Annotated in this window: 14 protein-coding genes; 4 read left to right on the top strand and 10 right to left on the bottom strand. The window is 29.5% G+C overall.

The annotated features are described in order from the left end of the window. Window positions 1–449 precede the first annotated feature (449 nt). Together AC2A4K_RS03440 and AC2A4K_RS03435 are read right to left on the bottom strand one after the other, a co-directional pair. The gene (locus AC2A4K_RS03440; RefSeq protein WP_322504368.1) at window positions 450–3,971 is read right to left on the bottom strand and encodes a sialidase domain-containing protein; all 3,522 of its coding nucleotides are present in this window, start codon (window positions 3,969–3,971) and stop codon (window positions 450–452) included. 342 nt (window positions 3,972–4,313) lie between these two features. Next, entirely contained in the window at window positions 4,314–7,844 is a 3,531-nt protein-coding gene (locus AC2A4K_RS03435; RefSeq protein WP_322504369.1) for a sialidase domain-containing protein, read from the bottom strand. Between the two features lie 233 nt (window positions 7,845–8,077). Between AC2A4K_RS03435 and AC2A4K_RS03430 the strand changes: the two genes are divergently transcribed. Next, window positions 8,078–8,341, top strand: a complete 264-nt coding sequence (locus AC2A4K_RS03430) for a DUF1294 domain-containing protein (protein WP_322504370.1) — start codon at window positions 8,078–8,080, stop codon at window positions 8,339–8,341. Window positions 8,342–8,580: 239 nt separating this feature from the next. Here the strand turns inward: AC2A4K_RS03430 and speB are convergent, their stop codons facing one another. From speB to AC2A4K_RS03405, 5 genes are all read right to left on the bottom strand, one after another. Continuing rightward, window positions 8,581–9,432: an agmatinase gene (gene speB, locus AC2A4K_RS03425; protein ID WP_322504371.1), complete on the bottom strand. Its 852-nt coding sequence runs from the start codon at window positions 9,430–9,432 to the stop codon at window positions 8,581–8,583. Then, window positions 9,425–10,279: a polyamine aminopropyltransferase gene (speE, locus tag AC2A4K_RS03420; protein WP_322504372.1), complete on the bottom strand. Its 855-nt coding sequence runs from the start codon at window positions 10,277–10,279 to the stop codon at window positions 9,425–9,427. Before speE ends, speB begins: the two co-directional genes overlap by 8 nt. A 14-nt stretch (window positions 10,280–10,293) precedes the next feature. Next, window positions 10,294–11,748 carry an aminotransferase class I/II-fold pyridoxal phosphate-dependent enzyme gene (locus tag AC2A4K_RS03415; RefSeq protein ID WP_322504373.1) on the bottom strand — a complete coding sequence of 485 codons (1,455 nt, stop codon included), beginning with the start codon at window positions 11,746–11,748 and terminating at the stop codon, window positions 10,294–10,296. 17 nt (window positions 11,749–11,765) lie between these two features. After that, window positions 11,766–12,581 (bottom strand): adenosylmethionine decarboxylase, encoded by an 816-nt coding sequence (gene speD, locus AC2A4K_RS03410; protein ID WP_322504374.1) that lies wholly within the window; start codon window positions 12,579–12,581, stop codon window positions 11,766–11,768. Window positions 12,582–12,925: 344 nt separating this feature from the next. Beyond that, window positions 12,926–14,476 carry a nitrite/sulfite reductase gene (locus tag AC2A4K_RS03405; protein ID WP_322504375.1) on the bottom strand — a complete coding sequence of 517 codons (1,551 nt, stop codon included), beginning with the start codon at window positions 14,474–14,476 and terminating at the stop codon, window positions 12,926–12,928. Between the two features lie 246 nt (window positions 14,477–14,722). Here AC2A4K_RS03405 and AC2A4K_RS03400 point away from each other — a divergent pair, with 246 nt between their 5' ends. Both AC2A4K_RS03400 and AC2A4K_RS03395 read left to right on the top strand, forming a co-directional pair. Next, window positions 14,723–14,944 carry a hypothetical protein gene (locus tag AC2A4K_RS03400; RefSeq protein WP_322504376.1) on the top strand — a complete coding sequence of 74 codons (222 nt, stop codon included), beginning with the start codon at window positions 14,723–14,725 and terminating at the stop codon, window positions 14,942–14,944. Window positions 14,945–14,957: 13 nt separating this feature from the next. Beyond that, entirely contained in the window at window positions 14,958–15,173 is a 216-nt protein-coding gene (locus AC2A4K_RS03395; RefSeq protein ID WP_322504377.1) for a hypothetical protein, read from the top strand. A 128-nt stretch (window positions 15,174–15,301) separates the two neighbouring features. On the opposite strand, the gene AC2A4K_RS03390 is transcribed toward AC2A4K_RS03395, so the two are convergent. Together AC2A4K_RS03390 and AC2A4K_RS03385 are read right to left on the bottom strand one after the other, a co-directional pair. Then, entirely contained in the window at window positions 15,302–16,693 is a 1,392-nt protein-coding gene (locus tag AC2A4K_RS03390) for a peptide MFS transporter (protein ID WP_322504378.1), read from the bottom strand. Window positions 16,694–17,116: 423 nt separating this feature from the next. After that, the gene (locus tag AC2A4K_RS03385; protein WP_322504379.1) at window positions 17,117–18,247 is read right to left on the bottom strand and encodes an AI-2E family transporter; all 1,131 of its coding nucleotides are present in this window, start codon (window positions 18,245–18,247) and stop codon (window positions 17,117–17,119) included. A 261-nt stretch (window positions 18,248–18,508) separates the two neighbouring features. Between AC2A4K_RS03385 and AC2A4K_RS03380 the strand changes: the two genes are divergently transcribed. Next, window positions 18,509–18,961 (top strand): MarR family winged helix-turn-helix transcriptional regulator, encoded by a 453-nt coding sequence (locus tag AC2A4K_RS03380; RefSeq protein WP_322504380.1) that lies wholly within the window; start codon window positions 18,509–18,511, stop codon window positions 18,959–18,961. Between the two features lie 99 nt (window positions 18,962–19,060). Here AC2A4K_RS03380 and AC2A4K_RS03375 read toward each other — a convergent pair whose 3' ends face one another. Continuing rightward, window positions 19,061–19,741: a TrkA C-terminal domain-containing protein gene (locus AC2A4K_RS03375; RefSeq protein WP_322504381.1), complete on the bottom strand. Its 681-nt coding sequence runs from the start codon at window positions 19,739–19,741 to the stop codon at window positions 19,061–19,063. Between the last annotated feature and the right edge of the window lie 13 nt (window positions 19,742–19,754).

Here is a 19,754-nt window from a genome sequence, read left to right as displayed (position 1 = left end):
CATTAAAATCTCTATTTTAAACTAGTGTTGATTTTTTAAAATAAAACTGTAAGACCATCTTAATAAGCCGTTAGTATTACATTTCCTATAGCTAATAATTCTAAGATTCCAGCTTATTAAAACTGTCATCCAGAGGTTTCTACGCTCTAGATAAATTCGACTTAAATTCAGAGTTCGCATTAAGCTATCTCTGAATTAAGTCTCATTTTATCTAAGTAAGAATACTAGCCTTAAAAAGCTTTTTCTGTTTGATAGAAATCAAAAAATGGCTTTAAAAGATTTACTTAATCTCTTAAAGCCATTTATTAAATAATTTTTAGTTTAAATTCTATTTTTAATTATTGTTGATTTTCAAATAGAATTTTAAAATAACATTAACACTCTAAAGAATTAACCTGAATCAGTATTAATCTAAAACAAAGTTTTATATAATAAAACTTTGTTTTACTCTATCTTAGAGTTCTTATTGTTTTAGATTCTTTAGTAGATAATTCTCCATTAGAATATTTTGCTGCTACTTTAAAGTTATAAATAGTATGTCTACTTAATTCAGTCGCTACAAACTCTGTAACATCAGCTGAAAGTTCTTTTATTTTCTTTCCATCTTTATAGATTACATATCCTTCTAATCCCTCAATTGTTATTGGAGCTGTCCATGTTAACTTAACATCCTTTTTATTTACTTCTGGTATATCAAAGTTTTGAACAGGATTCACTATTATTTCTCCAGAAGTCTTTTCATTAACTTTAACCTCTTTATTAACAAGTTCTAATTCATGAGTACTTCCATCACCATCTCCAATTAAGGCAGTTGTTATTCCTAACACTTCAACTTCTGAAGAAGCCTTTGGAGTTAAATTAACCTTAACTAATTCTGATGTTTTTCCTATCTCATTTCCTAAAGAAGAAACTAATATTCTAACCTTACCAGGCTCAACTTCTTTACTATTAACAAATAAAGTATCACTAGCTGAGGTCACTTCATTTAAAGTAAATATTTCTGGATTATATTCAAATATATACTCTGCTGAATATGTCTCCTTATCCTCTGATAAATCCTCTACTCCTAAAGTAACATTAAAGGCTGTTCCTACTTGAACTTCACTATCTACTTCTAAAATTGAATTACCGACAGTTGTCTTAACCTCTCCAACTTGAACTGTAAGCCCAGTATTATCTAATGCATTTAAAGTTGAAATTTTATCATAAACAGTAGATAATTCCATAGCTTCATTTGCTTTAACCTTTATTTCATAGCTTCCCGGAGCAATTCCCTCTGGTATAGTTCCCTCAAATATAATTGAATCTTTGCCTTCATAATTAACCATATTTAATGAAACATCTATTCCGCCGATATCTAAAGTTAAAGTTCTATCTCCAATAATACTTGCTACTTGGTTTAAATTTGCCTTAACTGAAATTTTATCTCCAGTATTATAAACTAAATCTTCATCTAAGCTTTCAATTGATTTAACAGTAGCTGCTGGCGCATCTTCTGAGGCATTAAACTGAAGATAATTAAAATCAAACTCGGTATATGCCATTCTGCTTGCGCCTTCACCTTCATAGAATAACCCTAAATTTCCATCTGGTAACTCTGTTAAACAAGAATAAGAGAATGAACCTGGTTTAACAGTTTTATTATAAATCCAATCGAACTCATATCTTGGTTCACCATTTTCATAAGTTCCATTTTCATTTATTAAGCCAACTTTAACACTTCCATTTGTTCTTCCACTTGCATCTGGATTTGAGAATATAATTACATCTTTACCATTTATTTTTCCACTATAATTTATAACACTTAACTGACAATATGGTTCTCTTAAAGAAGTATCCTCTGGAACTTCATCATGCCATGTTGCTCCTCCATCAAAGCTAGTAGCAATCCTTGTATATGAACCTGTATTTCTCATAAATAATTTAAGTTGTCCATTTGGCATTTCAACTACTTGGCACTCTGTTAACTGAGTTCCTGAAGAAACTGTTTCAGAACTTACTGAATCTGTATCTATTGGTGACTCTCCTAACTGCCAATTCTTTCCGAAGTCATCACTATAAATCACAGCACTTGATTGGAAGTTATTTTGATTAGTATAGTATATAGGGAATACTAATCTTCCTTTATGCTCTCCATTTTTTATTTGGATACCCTTTCCTGGTGCAGTTCCAAAGAATTTCATCCACTCTTTCTTAAGTCCTGGATTTAAGTCCTCAACTTCACTCCATGTCTTACCATCATCATCACTATAAGTCATATGAATATATGCTGTTCCAATAGCCTTAAGTGGAGCATTACTTAATAAAGCATTTCCAATCTCTGTTCCATTTTGAAGAAGAGTTTTATCATTTTCCATTACATAATCAGTTGGATTACCCTCTGCATCATAAACAATACCTTCTTCTCTAACTGTGTATTCGTTATTTTGAGCATCCTTTAATATAAAATAATACTTTCCATCAATTTCTTTATATCCACTTCCGCCACCTGTATTAGGGAATCCATATCCTTCTGGGAAATGGGTAACTATAAGGAATAATCTCTCTTTTTCAACTCCATCCTCTTCAATCATAGCTGACATAAGAGAAGTATCTATAGCTGCTGATTGGCCCGGGTAATTTACTATTACTTGAGCCTCTTCCCAATCTCCATTTAACTCTTTTCTTCTTATTCCAACATCTATATTATTATGTGGAGCATCATGATCTCCATTATTTCTAACATCTATAGATGCTAAAATAGTTCCCTCCTTAGTAGTTTCTAAAGCTGGAATTCTATATCCTCTTGATCCTAAATATCCAGGATAGAATAAATCTATTGGTTCTGTCTTATAAACATCATCTGGTAATAAACTATCCTCGGCTGGTGTTTTAGTTTCTCCTGTTTTTCTTAATAAGTAATTATCACTTATAGGTTCAGCATAAATATCCATAAAATCTATATCTCCTCTAAATAAATACTCATTAGACCCATTTACTCTATCAGTTTTTCCAATAAATCCACTATTAAGGTTTATTGCATTTAAAAATTTAATATTTGGATCTGATACACTTTTAACTAGAGAACCATTTAAAAATATCTTAGCTCCTACACCGCTTTCTATTTTTAAAGCTAAAGTATTTACTCCCTTATTAAAAGTAGCATCTGTACTATGATGTATATTAAAATCTCCATTTCCTTCTTGTCTTCTAAGCTCATAACCTACTTTTCCTCCACTTACATAAAGTGAAAAATAGTTATTTGCTTTATTTCCATCACTTAAACCAATTAAACTCTGAATTGAAGTATCATCCATATTAAATCTAGTTACTATAGTTCCTTCTTCTAAAGAAGAAAATTTTTCTAAATCACTAGTTATATTTAATCTTTCTTCCTCCTTAGTTATCTTCAAGTTTCCATAGTTAGCAAGATCACTAACTTCTCCCTGAGTTTCATAAACATTTAACTCTGCTATTGAAGCAAATCCACCTACTCCTTGAAGTGCAGTTATTTTTATTTTCTCTGCATCAACAGGGCTATCAAAAGTTACAGTTTTAACTAAATTATTTTCTTCCCAGCTTCCTTCTGCAACTAAAGTTTCAACTCCATTATTTACAGAATGGATTTCATACTTAGTTATAATTCCATTACTTTGACTAGTTCTTGGTGTAACAGCTATAGAACTAACTTTTCTAGCTCCTCCTAAATCCACTGTTAAACTTTGAGGAAGTGCGTCACTGCCATTCCATTTTGTATGCCACATAGTATTTAGATTTCCATCAATAGCACTTGAAGCCGGATCTTGTCCTTCTTGAGAAGTTGCACTAGCAGTCATCTCTGATTGTGGAATAGCTGTTTCAACAACAGCTTGCCTATCTTCTATAACCACATCATTATCACTTAAAGTTGGATTTGCCTTTACTACATATCCTCCTATGTTAGAAATAACTAGACCAGCAATAAGTGCCGCTATTATTTTTCTACTTTTCATAAACTCTCCCCCTTAACATAAAAATTAACCTCATTATTATGTATACTTTTAAAAAATCATTAATATGACTAAAAGTACGTGAAGTATGATTTTAGATACATAAAAATATAATTTCTTGTCTAAAGTCTAAGTTTAAAGTACAAAATTTATATAAATTTAGATCTTAAATTAAATACCTTCTTTATAAAAATGTATAAATCTCTAAAATATAAAATGACTCTAAAAGACTTAATTCTATCTCTTAGAGCCATTTAATTAAATAATTTTTAGATTTATCTATATTTTAAACCAGTGTTGATTTTTAGTTAACTCTTATAACCTAACTTAATTTCGCAAATTATTCTATCTTAAAGTTCTTATTGTTTTAGATTCTTTAGTAGATAATTCTCCATTAGAATATTTAGCAGCTATTTTGAAGTTATAAATAGTATGTCTATTTAATTTTGATATCACAAACTCTGTAGCATCAGCTGGAAGTTCTTTTATTTTCTTTCCATCTTTATAGATTACATATCCTTCTAACCCTTCAGTTGTTATTGGAGCTGTCCATGTTAACTTAACATCCTTCTTGTTTATTTCTGGAATATCAAAATTTTGAACAGGATTCACTATTATTTCTCCAGAAGCTTTTTCATTAACTTTAACTTCTTTATTAACAAGTTCTAATTCATGAGTACTTCCATCACCAATTCCAATCAAGGCAGTTGTTACTCCTAATATCTCTGCTTCTGAAGAAGCCTTTGAAGTTAAATTAACCTTAACTAATTCTGAGGTTTTTCCTATTTCATTTCCTAAAGAAGCAACTAATATTCTAACCTTACCAGGCTCAATTTCTTTACTATCAACAAATAAATTATCCCTAGCTGAAGTTACTTCATTTAAAGTAAATATTTCTGGATTATATTCAAATATATATTCTGCTGAATATGCATCCTTATCCTCTGCTAAGTCTTCTACTCCTAAAGTAACATCGAAGTTAGTTCCTATCTGAACTTCACTCACCACTCCTAAGCTTGAATTACCAACAGTTGTCTTAACCTCTCCAATCTCTATATTTATTCCTGTATTATCTATACTTCCTAAAGATGAAACTCTATTATAAACTGTTGAAAGTTCCATAGCATCATTACCTTTAACTTTTATTTCATAGGAACCGGTACTTACTTCCTCTGGTATGATTCCTTCAAAGGTAACACTCTTATCTTCTCCATAGTTTTTCATAGTTAAAGGAACATCTACTCCATCTATATCTAATATTAATTCTCTACTTCCCATAATACTTACAACTTGATCAAAATTAACCTTAATTCCTATACTGTCACCTACCTTATATTTTAAATCTTCATCTAAGCTTTCCACAGAAGTAACCTTAGCGGGATTTGCATCCTCATTAGCATTAAATTTTATATAATCTAAATTCATTTCTGTATAAGACATATTGGTTGTTGGAGTCCCCTCATAGAACAAACCAATATTTCCATTCGGTAATTCTGTTAAACATGAATAAGCGTAATACCCTGGTTTAACAAGTTTTTTATATTTCCACTCTAAATCATATTTTGGTTCTCCATTTTCATAAGTTCCATTTTCATTTATCAAACCTATCTTAACAGTTCCATTAACTCTATTAGGATACGTAGCCTCTGGATTAGCAAATATTAAGGCATCTTTTCCATCAACCTTCTGACTATAATTCATAACACTTAACTGACAATACGGCTCTTTTAAATTAGTATCCATTTCAACTTCCTCATGCCAAGTTTCTCCACCATCGAAGCTTGTAGCTATGGCAGTATGAGCACCCCAGTTTCTCATAAATAGTTTTAACTGACCATTTGGCATCTCTACAACCTGACTCTCTGTTAACTCATAAGCAGAATTATTTATAGTTTGAGAATCTAGAGGACCTTGTCCATTAATTATTCTTCCATCATTAGGAGACTCTCCTAATTGCCAAGTAGCTCCATTATCATCACTATAAATTACTGCACTTGATTGTTTTTTATATTGATTCAAATAATAAACTGGGAACACAAGTCTTCCCTTAAGCTCTCCATTTTTTATTTGGATACCAGCTCCTGGACCAGTTCCTAAGAAACTCATCCATTCTTCTTTGAATTGGCTTGAAACTAAATTTGGCTCGCTCCAAGTCTGTCCATCATCATCACTATAAATTAGAGCCAAATATGATGTACCATAAGCTTTCAAAACACATTCTCTAGCAAATGTATTTCCTATTTTTTCTCCATTTTCATATAAATTATTATTAGCATCTACAGTATAATTTGTTGGATTACCATCCTTGTCAACAACAGTTCCTCCTGGTTTCACAAAATATTTATTGTTTGAACTATCAAAAAGCTGCATACATCTTTCTCCTTGGAAATCCTCAAAACCACTTCCAAATTCAGCTTTGAATGCACCGTATCCATTTGGGAAAGCATCTACCAGTAAAAATATTCTGCCTGTATCTTCGTCTTGCAATAAACTAGCATCTATGGTTGATGCACTGTCTGGATAATTTATTACAACTTGTCCTTCATCCCACGTTTTTCCCCCATCTATACTTCTCTTTACTGCCGTGTCTATATTATTAGGTGAATCATGTCCACCTCCAACTCTAGCATCTATACCAGCAATTACAGTTCCCTCAGTAGTTGTTATCATAGCTGGAATTCTAAAGTTATTTGATTCTAACTCTCCTGGAGCAAAAATATCTACAGGTTTACTTTTATAAACGTTTTCTGGCAAAATATCATTCTCCCTTGCTAAAGTTTCTCCTGTTTTATCTAATAGATATTTATCAGATACTGGTGCTGAATATATTTCCATAAAATCTATATCTCCATTAAACTGATATTCATTTCCACTAGCTCTGTCAGTTTTTCCTATCATACCTTTATTAAGATTTATTGCTGATAAAAATTGAATATTAGCATTTCCTTCTGTTTTAACTAAACTTCCATTTAAATATATTTTAGCCCCAACACCTTTTTCAACTTTTAAAGCTAATGTATTTATTCCTTCATTAAATGCAACATCTGCATAAACATGAGATAAATTAGTTGTTCCATTACCATCTTGTCTTCTTAATTCATATCCCACTCTTCCCTCATTAACATATAATGAAAAATAGTTATTGTCTTTTGAATTATCACTTAACCCTATTAGACTCTCTACATTACCGACTGGTTTATTTTTAAATCTTACTAATATTGTTCCTTCTTCTAAACTTTCAAGTTTACTTAAGTCCTCTGTTATGTCAACCACACTATTATTGTCTGCTATACTTTTATTCCCATAGTTAACTATAGAATCAACCTCTTCTCCACTTTCATAAACATTAACTTCTGATATTGAAGCAAAACCTCCTACCCCTTGAAGAGCAGTAATTTTTATTTTTTCAGCCTGAACTAGTGAACTTAAATTAACAATCTTAGTTGAATTATTTTGTTCCCAATTTCCTTCTGAAATTAATGTTTCAACACCATTATTAATAGCATAAATTTCATACTTTGTTATTATTCCATTCTCTCCACTAACTCTTGGAGATACAGATATGCTAGTTATATTTCTAGACTTTCCTAAGTCAATATTTAAACTCTGAGGCAACTTGTCACTTTCATTCCATTTTGTGTGCCACATAGTATTTAAATTCCCATCAATAGCACTTGAAGCTGGATCTTGTCCTTCTTGTGACATAGCAGTAGCAGTCATTTCACTTTGTGGAACTGCTTGTTCAATAATTGCCTTCTTCTCTTCTAATTTAGTACCTTCCGAATAATCTAAAGGATTAGCCTTAACCATAACTCCAATACTATTTGAAATAAATAAGCCAACTACTAAAGATGCTATTATCTTTTTACTTTTCAATACTAAACACCCTCTCCTATATAATAATTATTATGTGATTATATATATTATTGTTTCATGTTGCTATTTAATGATAATCTTCAAAAAAATTTTCTGTTAATATTTTTAATAGCTTTTCCTCAAATTACCTGAAATTTATATATTTATTCATGATAATTTTCTTTTAAAATAAGTTATAATTAAACTAAAATAAGGATATTAAATACTAATGAAAAAATTAGGAGGAATGATTATTGAAGGAACTTTTAATAGCATATTTAGTTGTTATAAATTTAGTTGCAATAGTACTAATGTATATAGATAAACAAAAGGCTAAAAAACATCAATGGAGAATTAGTGAGGATACACTAATAGGTGTGGCAATATTAGGAGGAGGCATTGGAGCCTTATGGGGAATGCATGTTTTTCGTCATAAAACAAAGCATGCAAAGTTTACTATAGGAATACCTTTAATCCTCGCTGCCCAAGCTCTTTTAGTTCTTTACATTATCAGATAAATCAAAAGAGGGTTATATAGGATTGTCTATTTATAGAATCCTATATAACCCTCTATATTTATTATTATTTTATTTATTAGCTATGTTTTAAACTAGTGTTGATTTTTAGATAGAACTATAAGACCATCTTAATGAGCAGTTAGTACTACATTATTCTAGAGTAGATGATAGCAATACTTTGCGAAATTAAGCTAGGTCTAAAGAGCTAGCTTAAAGTCAACATTTATCTAAAACAGAGCCTATTTATTATTTGCTACTAATAGCATTTCTCTTAAAACTTTACACGCAACAGCAGTTGATGCTCCTGTTTGATCATATTGAGGTGATAATTCATTAATATCAAATCCTACAATATTTAATCCCTTAAATTTTAATATTGAATTTAAAAGTTCAGTAAACTGTACTCCACCTGGTTCTGGTGTACCTGTTCCTGGGAATACTGATGGATCTAGAACATCTAAGTCTATTGTTACATAAACAGGTTTATCTTTAACCTGTTCTAAAGCATACTCTAAGTTATTACAATTAAACTTATTTGTGTAAACATGCTCTTTTCCCCATAAGAACTCTTCTCTTTCACCTGAACGTATTCCAAATTGGAATATTTTATTATCCCCTACTAAGTCCCAAACTCTATGCATAACTGTAGCATGAGATAATTTTTGACCTAAGTAATGATCTCTTAAATCTGCATGAGCATCAAAGTGAATAACATGGACATCAGGATATTTTTTAAATACTCCTCTAAAGGATCCTAATGTTACTAAGTGTTCTCCACCTATCATAGCTGGTATTTTTCCATCTTCAACAACCTTTGTTGAAAACTCTTCTATTTGAGCTAATGCCCCTTCTGAATTTCCAAAAGGAAGCTCCAACTCTCCACCATCAAAAATATTAAAATCATAAAGATCTAAATCTTGATATGGACTATAGCTTTCTAATCCCCAAGACTCTCCTCTCATTACCTGACTAGCAAATCTAGTACCTGGTCTAAAAGAAGTTGTTGAGTCAAAAGGTGCTCCAAAAACAACTATGCTTGATTCATTATAATCTGACTCACATCCTATGAATGTACTTATATTCTTATTCATTATCAACGCTCTCTAACATTTCCTTAACATAGTTAGGTAATGCAAAACATCCTTTGTGTAAGTCCGTATTATAATACTTAGTTTTTAGTCCTAAATCATTCCATTTTTCTATGTCAGCAGTTAATGGATCATATTTCTTTGAAGCAAAGCCAAATAGCCAATGTCCTGATGGATAAGTTGGAATATGAGCTTGGTAAACTCTACAAACAGGGAAACATTCCTTTATTCTCTTATGAGCTCTCTTCATTCCTCTTGCATAAGCTTCATAATATGGACTTTCATGTTGATTTACAAGTATTCCATCTTCTTTTAATGCTTTAAAGCAATTTCCATAAAATTCTCTTGTAAATAGTCCTTCTCCTGGTCCGAATGGGTCTGTTGAGTCAACTATTATTAAGTCATATTTATCTTCTACTGAACGTACGAATTTTAATCCGTCTTCAAAGTATAAACTTACTCTAGGATCATCTAACTTACTAGCTGTTTGTGGTAAATATTCTCTACAAATATCAACTACTAGCTTATCTATTTCAACCATATCTATTTTTTCTATAGTTTCATATCTTGTAAGCTCTCTTACAGTTCCACCATCTCCAGCTCCTATAACTAATACATTCTTAATATTAGGATTTGTAGCCATTGGAATATGAACTATCATATCATGGTATATAAATTCATCCTTTTCTGTTACCATCATAAGTCCATCTAATGTAAAGAAAGTTCCAAATTCTTGAGATTTAAAAACATCTATTCTTTGGAAATCACTCTTTCCACTATAAACTTGTTCATCTACCTTTATTGAGAAACGCACCTTATCTGTATGCTCTTCTGTGTACCATAATTCCATAATTAAAAATCCTCCTAACAATCTAAAACATTTATATATTCAATTTCCATATCCTCTGGGCCTGTTACTAAACTTCCCTTTTTCTTAGAATATTCAATATAATCTATAGTCTCTTTAGTTATAAGCTCACCTGGAGCAAGTATTGGAATTCCAGGTGGATAACACATTACAAATTCTCCAGAAATTAAACCTTCACTTTCTTTTAGAAGTACTTTCTTTTTATCAGCATAAAAAGCTTCCTTCGGTTTAACTTTAACTATAGGATCTATATATTCATAATCAAATATATCTTTTTTATCTTTTTCATGAATTCTCTTAATCTCACTTAAAGCTGAAACTAATCTTTCAATGTTATATCTAGTATCACCAACTGATATTATTGCAAGAATATTTGCCACATCTCCAAGTTCAATTTGAATTCCATAGTCGTCTCTTAATATGTCATAAACTTCAATTCCAGCTAACCCTGTATCTAGAGTGTTTATTGTTAACTTTGTTACATCAAAATCGTAAATGTCATCACCATTATTAATTTCTTTTGAAAAAGCATAATAACCACCGATTTTATTTACTTCTTCTCTTGCATACTCTGCAATGTTAACTACCTCTTCAAATATATCTTCTCCATTTAAAGCTAGATTTCTTCTGGCAATATCTAGAGAGGATAGTAATAAATAAGATCCACTAGTTGTTTGTGTTAAGTTTATTATTGTTCTAACATAATCAGGCTTAATTCTATTACACTTCATAAGAAGCATTGAACTTTGAGTTAAAGAACCACCTGTTTTATGTATGCTAACTGCTGCCATATCAGCTCCTGCTTCCATTGCTGAAACTGGAAGTCTTTTATCAAAATAAAAGTGAGTTCCATGAGCTTCATCAACTAATACATACATATTGTTTTCATGAGCTAACTTAACTATTTCTCTTAAATTTGAACAAATTCCATAGTATGTTGGATTGTTAACAAATATAGCTTTTGCATCTGGATTTTCTTTTATGGCATTTTTTATATCCTCTATTGCCATTCCTAAAGATATTCCAAGTCTACTGTGAATACCAGGGTTTATATATACAGGAGTTACTCCTGTTATTATTAAAGAATTTATAGCTGAACGATGAACGTTTCTAGGCATTATAATTTTATCTCCATCCTTACAAACACTCATAATCATAGCTTGCACTGCTGACGTAGTACCATTAACCATGAAAAATGCCTTATCTGCTCCAAAAGCCTCTGCTGCTAATTCCTCAGCATCTTTTATTACAGAAGTTGGATGGCAAAGATTATCTAAAGGCTTCATTGAATTTACATCAACTGAAACACAATCCTCTCCTAAAAACTCTCTTAGTTCTGCATTTCCTCTTCCCTGCTTATGACCTGGTACATCAAAAGGAACAATCCTTTGTCCCTTATACCATTTTAATGCTTCATAAATAGGAGCATTTTCTTGAGAAAGTCTTTTCACAGAAATCCCTCCTTTTCCTAATAAATATTTACACCACCGTATATTTCAATCATCTCTTTTGATATTCTATCTCTTATTTCTCTTCTCTCATTTGGAGATAATTCATATGGATCAGAATTAAATAAATAGTTATTTAAAACAATATCCTTAAGCATCATTTTTGTATGGAATATGTTTGATTGATAAACATTCACATCCATAGCATCATATCTTTTTAATGTCTCTCCATCTATATAGTCTTGAATAGATTTTATGTCATGGTCTATGTAGCACTTTCTTCCATCTACATCTCTAGTAAATCCTCTTACTCTGTAATCAATAGTTATTACATCTGAATCAAAGCTTCCAATTAAATAATCTAAAGCATTTAATGGAGATATCTTTCCACATGTAGATACATCTATATCAACTCTAAAAGATATTATGTCATTATTTGGATGAAACTCTGGATAAGTGTGCACTGTAAGATGACTCTTATCTAAATGTCCAACAACACTATCTCTAAGCTCTAGAGAAGAAAGCTCTAATCTATTGCATGATGGATCAATTAGTGCTACTGGTAATGCCTCTTCTGTTATAAGAACATTTACGCTAGCTCCCTGTGGTTCATAATCTTGTTTTGAAATATTTAAAACATGAGCTCCTATCATATCTGTAACATCACAAAGAATCTTTGTAAGACGTTCAGAATTATATTGCTCATCTATATATTTTATATAGTCTTCTTTTTCTCTTTCTGTCTTTGCATAACAAATATCATAAATATTAAAACTTAATGTCTTAGTAAGATTATTAAAACCGTAAAGGCATATTTTTTCTTTCAACCCTAACATCAACCCTTTCTTTAAACAACTTATTTACTGTATAAATATAAATTTAAAATTCATTTAAATTTATTAAATGTAATTTTTGAATTTATTATATATCACAGATTTAAATTTTACTATAGGGAAAACCGACCATCCTTGGCATTTAGTCAGTTAAATAGTATTGCGTTAATATTTCGGTAACAAAAACTAAGTAAAATACTTAGTATTACTAAACTTAAACTTTAATAAAGTAAACTGAAGAAGTGTTTAAAAATGCACTCTTAAAGTAAATTTAATTAAAAATAAAAAAACTCCAAAAAAACTCATTTGTAAAGTTTTTTTGGAGTTTGTGAACTTTTTGTTAATAATTATACTATATATTCATTAAATATATCTTTAAATTCTTCTTTGTTATTTTCAATCCATTCTTCAAAAGTTGAATTTTGGACCTCAACAGCCTTTGCAACCTTGATTAAAAATTCAGGAACATTGTTTTGAATTATATCACCATAATAATATCCTAAACGAGTTTCACCTATGCCTAGTTTACCACCAAAATGTAATTCAAAGACATTTTCTAATACCTCTCCAACTTTTTTCTTCTTACCAGCAAATCCAATTTCTCCGATTTCATGCATACCACAAGAGTTTGGACAACCTGAAAAACGAACTCTTGGTAATGATCCTTCTTTAATACCATTTTCTTTTAATAATTCTACGAATTCTCTTAAAGTTCTTTGGCTTTCTAATACACCCATTTGACATATTGGAACACCTATACAAGCTACACTTCTCTCAGCTAAAGTTTCTCCACCTTTACCTTGAGTAAGTTCTAATATAGCCTCTGCTTCTTTTCCATTTAAGTTTCTAACATATAGATTTTCATCCATTCCTAATCTAACTTCAACTTCTTCTAATCCTTCTATAGCTTCTATTAAAGCTTTTAAAATATCTAAATTTAATTGTCCTCCAACAGGATGGAATAATACTGTATATAATCCTTCTTGTTTTTGAGGAATTAATCTTTCATGCTTGATATCAGTTTTTTCACCTTTTTTGTTGTATTTTATTTCTTTAACTTCAAGGTCTAAACCACCTTTAGCTTTAGCCTTTTTTAAATACTTTCTGAAATAGTTTTTAAATTCCTCTTCACCCATTCTTTCAACAATGTATCTAATACGTGCTTTTCCTGGGTGTTCATAATCACCTTCAGCTACGAATAAATTAGTCATAGCATCAAGGCAGTATAATATGTCTTTTTCATCTATTAACTCATCAAATTCAACAGATGTTCTTGGATTTCTTCCTAATCCACCACCTATGTAAAGTTTAAATGCTCTCTTTCCATTATTATCAACAGCTAAGAAACCTAAATCTGTAACTGTACAATGTGCTGCATCTGCTTCTGTATTTGAGAATGCAGTTTTTATTTTTCTTGGTAATTTATAAGTATATATTTTACTCATATAATGTGCATTAGCAGCTAATGCATATGGAGTTACATCAAAAGTTTCTTCTATTTGAACTCCTGATAGAGGATTTAAAGCTACGTTTCTTGGGAAGTTTCCGCCTCCTCCTCTAGTGTAAATCCCTTTAGTTAACCCTTCTTGCATTATATCACATGCAGCATCTATAGATATTCCATGTAATTGTATTGCTTCACGAGTTGTTAAATGCACCTTATCTAAGTTGTATTTTTCAGCCCAATTATAAGCTTCTTTTAATAAATTTAATCCAGCAACTCCTGATGGAACTCTTAATCTTACCATGAATTCTTTTCCACCACGGTGTGCATAAACTCCCATTCCACCTGAAGCTTTTTTAAATTCACCAACAGTCATTTCTTTATTTAAAAACTTATGTCCTTTTTCTCTAAACTCTTCAATTTCCTTTGATAAAATCTCATTTAATGTATTCATTTTATATCACCTCATTAAAATTTTAAACTTCAACATTTTATTAGTAAACAATTATTTCTTTATACCTCATATAGGTAAATACCTATATGATTTTCATTATTTTTTTCTCCAATAAATATAAATGTTATTATACTTGAAACATTTCCAGATTTATTGTTAATAAAAAATTTTGTTTGTTTACACAATTTTAATTTTTATATTCTTATTATATAATATATTTATAGGTTTTGTAAGGAGTTGATTTTTATGAGAGAAAATAAAATAAAAGAAGATTTAATAAAAGCTTATAAAGAGTGGAAAGATTTAGAACATAAAACTGATGAAAAAATTAAACACCACCACCAATTAAAAAAAGAAGAACGAGAAGATGCCGCAAAAAGATTTTCTGAATTTGCTAAATTAGACAATCCTCTAACAGAAGATGAAATACTCCAATTAGAGGAATACTACAATGATACATTTATTTAAAGGAGATGTTTTTATGGGTGATAGCAAAGTAAAAGAAGATTTAGTGAAAGTTTATAAAGAGTGGAAAGACTTAGAGCATAAGACTGGTAAAAAAATTAAGCACTACCACGAATTAAGAAAAGAAGAACGAGAAAAAGATGCAAAAGAGTTTACTGATTATGCAGGCTTACCAGTTCCAATAACTGAAGAAATGCTTTTAGCTTTAGATGAAGAATATTTCAGAACTTAATATAAAAAAGACACATTAATTTAATTAATGTGTCTTTTTCTTTATATAAAACTTAAATATCCTAATTCAATTTATTCAATGTTTCTTCTTTAAAAACTCCTTAAAGAAATTTTAAATCTAGTATCATTTTATTCCATCATAGCAGTAATTTTTTTGCTTAGTAATAATAGACTTAGTCCTAATAAAATACTTACTCCAGCTATTGAAGCAAAAATTTCTAAAGCTCCAAATGATGCTATAAATGATGCTATGTATCCTGATAAAAGATTCGCTACACCGTTACTTGCAAGCCATACTCCCATTAATAATGATACATATTTAACTGGTGCAAGTCCACTTACCATTGAAAGTCCTATTGGTGATAGACAAAGTTCTCCCATTGTATTAAATAAATATGTTCCAACTAACCATAACATACTAACTTTTACAGCTGGATTTGCAAGATCTCCATTTACTGATAATGTTGCAATTGTCATTAATAAGAAACCACATCCTAGAACTATCATACCCATTCCCATTTTAGCTGGTATTGATAGATCTCCTTTTTTACTATTAGCAAGTTTAAACCATAATTTAGAGAATACTGGCGCTAATAAAAGTATAAATAATGGGTTTAATGATTGGAAAAATGCTACTGGAACAGTCCATCCAAATAAATTTCTATTTGTTGTTTGCTCTGCAAATAATGTTAATGTTGTTCCGGCTTGTTCAAATCCAGTCCAGAAGAATATAACGAATGATGTAAGTATTAATATAGCTGCTATTCTCTTTTTCTCTTGTTTAGTTAAAGGTCTATCTTCTTTTACAACCTCTTTTTTAACTTTTTCTTTTTTCTTCTTACCTATATCCCCTAAGTATTTAGGTGATAATGTTATAAATATTATTTCTCCTAATATAATACCTATAGCTGCTACTAAGAATCCATATTTAAATCCATAATGAAGTATCATTTCTCCTGATTTAGTCGCAAAATAGTTTTCTGCTAAAAATCCACAAATAATTGGTGCTATAAAAGATCCTAAGTTTATACCCATATAGAATATTGTGAAAGCTGAATCTTTTCTTTTGTCACCCTCTTCATATAATTGACCAACCATTGCTGATATATTTGGTTTAAAGAAACCATTTCCTATAATTATTAATCCTAATCCAACAAATAATGCCATTCTACTTTGCCATGCAAATAAAGTTAAGTTTCCTAAAATCATTACTGCTGCCCCAATGATAATTGATCTTCTTTGCCCTAAGTATCTATCTGCAAGCTCTCCTCCTATAATTGGAGTAAAATATACAAGACATGTATACCAAGCATATATAGTTGCTGCTGTTGAAACATCAAATCCTAACCCCCCAGTTACAAATGATGCTGTTAAGTAAAGCATTAATAATGCTCTTAAACCATAGTAACTAAATCTTTCCCACATCTCTGTAAAGAATAGTAAATATAAACCTGCTGGTTGTTTTAATCTTCCTTTACTCTTCGCTACTTCAATATCAGTAGCATTAACTGCCTCTGCCATTTTATATTAAGCCCCCTCTTTTAATTATAACTTTATTAACTTCTTTGTATTATATTAATTTATCATTAAAGTTATTATTTCGTTAACACATTTTTAATTATAAATACATTTTTAATTCTAATCAAACGTCACTTTCACAAATTATTGTAAGTTTATTAATAATTTAATCATATTTCCTCTTAAATACTCCTTTTTTCTATGTGCACCGTAACAACACATTTGTTTTTTTATTAAATACACACTTTTAGTACTTTACTCATCATTATGTAACTTAATTAATATATTAATAAATTTTATCGTTAAATTTTATTCTTTAGCAATAAACAAGATTAAAAAAACATAAAAATTAGACCAATATATTTATTACTATATTGATCTAATCTAAAAACTCTTATTTTTACTATTTAGTTATTGCTATTCTAATCACTTATGAATCCCTTTTTCTCTAAGTTGTTTATTAGTTATTCTTTTTAACACCTTGAAAAAGACTCCAAAGATAGGTATTCCTATTAACATTCCCATAACTCCAAATAAACTTCCACCAACTAATATTGCAAACATAACCCATAAGGCTGATAGCCCTATAGAGCTACCTACAACTCTAGGATATATTAAATTCCCTTCTACTTGTTGAAGAACTATTATAAATAATATAAACCACAAGGCTTTCATTGGATTTATTATTAAGATAATAAATGCTGATGGTATTGTTCCTAAAAAAGCTCCAAAAATAGGTATTAAGGCCGTCACCCCTATCATTACACTTATTAATAAAGCATATGGCATTTTTAAAATAGTCATCCCTATAAAACATAGTACTCCAATAACTATAGATTCAGTACATTGTCCTGCTATAAATTTAGAAAATGTATAATTGCACATTTGTCCAAGCTCAACAAGTCTATCTGCCTTATCTTTTTTCATAAATGCATATATTATTAACTTTACTTGGCTTATTAGTAATTCCTTACTAGCTAACATATATATTGCTAAAATTAAAGCTAAGAAAAAATTAACTATTCCAAATGTGACCCCCAAAGTAAAATCTAATAAATATCCTAGGGAGCTTCCAACAATCTGGCTTGTAACTTTGAAAATATCTTTCCACATATTAACAAGTTCATTTGTAAGGTTTTGCAAGATAACTTGCGATTGTGAATTATTTATTGCACCTTCTTGTAACATTTGCTCAAATGCTATTAAATAATTAGGTACATTTTCTACTAAAGTAGTAATACTATTCGTTAGTTGAGGAATTATAAATATAGTAAGGATTGCTATTGCTAATACAAAAATAGTTAAAGTTATTGTTATTGATAATGTTCTCTTAACACCTCTAACAAACTTTCCATTTCCTAAGCATTTTTCTATTAATGTCATTGGAATGTTAAGAACAAATGCTATAGCTATTCCCCAAAGAAATGGTTTTATTATACCTAAAAGATTTGATAAAAAACCTAATACCTCTTTTATATTTATAAACAAGAAAGTTAAAAATATTATATATGTGGCTAAAAAAATATATTTTTTGAAATTTTTATCCTTGTACTCCAATATTTTTCTCCTAAAATTCTAAATTAATATGAAATAACTTCTTAAAAGATTTTTATTATTTCATCATTATATTATTGACCCAATTTTAAAATATTAATCTTTTATACATTAAACTTTCAAAAATATGATATGAAAAAAGAATTTTTAAACTATATAATATGTATAGAAATTATAAAAATAGCAATTATGGTTTACTTATAAACTATCTTAAGGTATAATTTATATAAAGTTTACAATTGAACTATTTAAGGAGGAAGGTTAATGGATTTAAAAACTCTAAATCCTAATGGTAACGCATTTTTAGTTTCATTTACTAAAGCCAAAAAGACATATAAGAAATTTATTTCACCGACTTTAAGTAATTTAGGATTAACACATAATGAGTTTGAAATATTAGTTTTCTTACAAGAAAATTTAGAATATAATACAGCAAAGGATATAGTAGAATTTTCTGGCCTTTCAAAAGGATTAATTTCAAGATCTATAGAAGGCTTATTAAAAAAAGAAATGCTAATAATAAAAAAGGATGAGAAAGATAAAAGAATAGTTAGACTTTATATATCTGACTCAGCTACTAAAACAATTGATGTTTTAAATAAAATAAGTAATGAATTTTGCAAATTGTTATTAGAAGGTTTAAAAGAGGAAGAGCTTGCTGCTTTTGACAACATATTAAACAAAATGATTAAGAACCTAAACAACTTAAAAATTTAAACATCTATACATAAAAAAATCTATAAATAGCTTAAAGATTTCTTATCTAAATGCTATTTATAGATTTTCTATATTTTTATACCATATGTACAAATGACATTATTTCACTTCATTTATGTGCTCAAACATACTCTTTATATTTTTTAAATTTCCATACACAGTTATTTTATCGTAAGTTTCAAAAACATAATCAGGAGTTGGAAAATTAATAAATTTATCTCCCTTATCTATATTTAATACTTCAATTTCCATAGGTTTAAGTCCACTATCTCTTATACTCTTTCCGATAATTATGGTTTTACTTGAAAGATATATTTCATAAACCCCAAATCCTCTAGTATGAGTTATTAAAGTTAAGTGCTTTGAATTCAACTTGTCCCAAATTTTAGACTGCACAATAAATTTTTCTATTTTATTTTCTAGTTTCTCAAGTAAAGAACTTTTATGAAAAAATAAAATAAATACAATAAATAATACTATTATTGCTATAGAACCTACATCTATAACACTACTAGTTATTATGTTTACTGCGAAGGATATTATAGTTGCTGTACTTGCGTAACTAAATCCCATAAGCCAAATAGCAAGTTTTCTTCTAGTAGGATGTTGAACTATTATTTCACTTTCCTTGGTTGTAAATCCTGTTCCTGTTAAAAGAGAGGTAACCTGGAATCTTGCTTTTTCTATAGGAACCCCTGTAAGTCTAAATAATATAGCAAAAAAGTCTACTATAATTAAAAATATCATTAAAAATAAAATAAATGTAAGTACTAAAACCAAAACCTCTTCCTCC

This window comes from Clostridium sp. LIBA-8841, assembly GCF_057782475.1.
The sequence above is the reverse complement of the archived record's forward strand: the minus strand, read 5'-3'. Positions and strand labels throughout refer to the sequence as shown.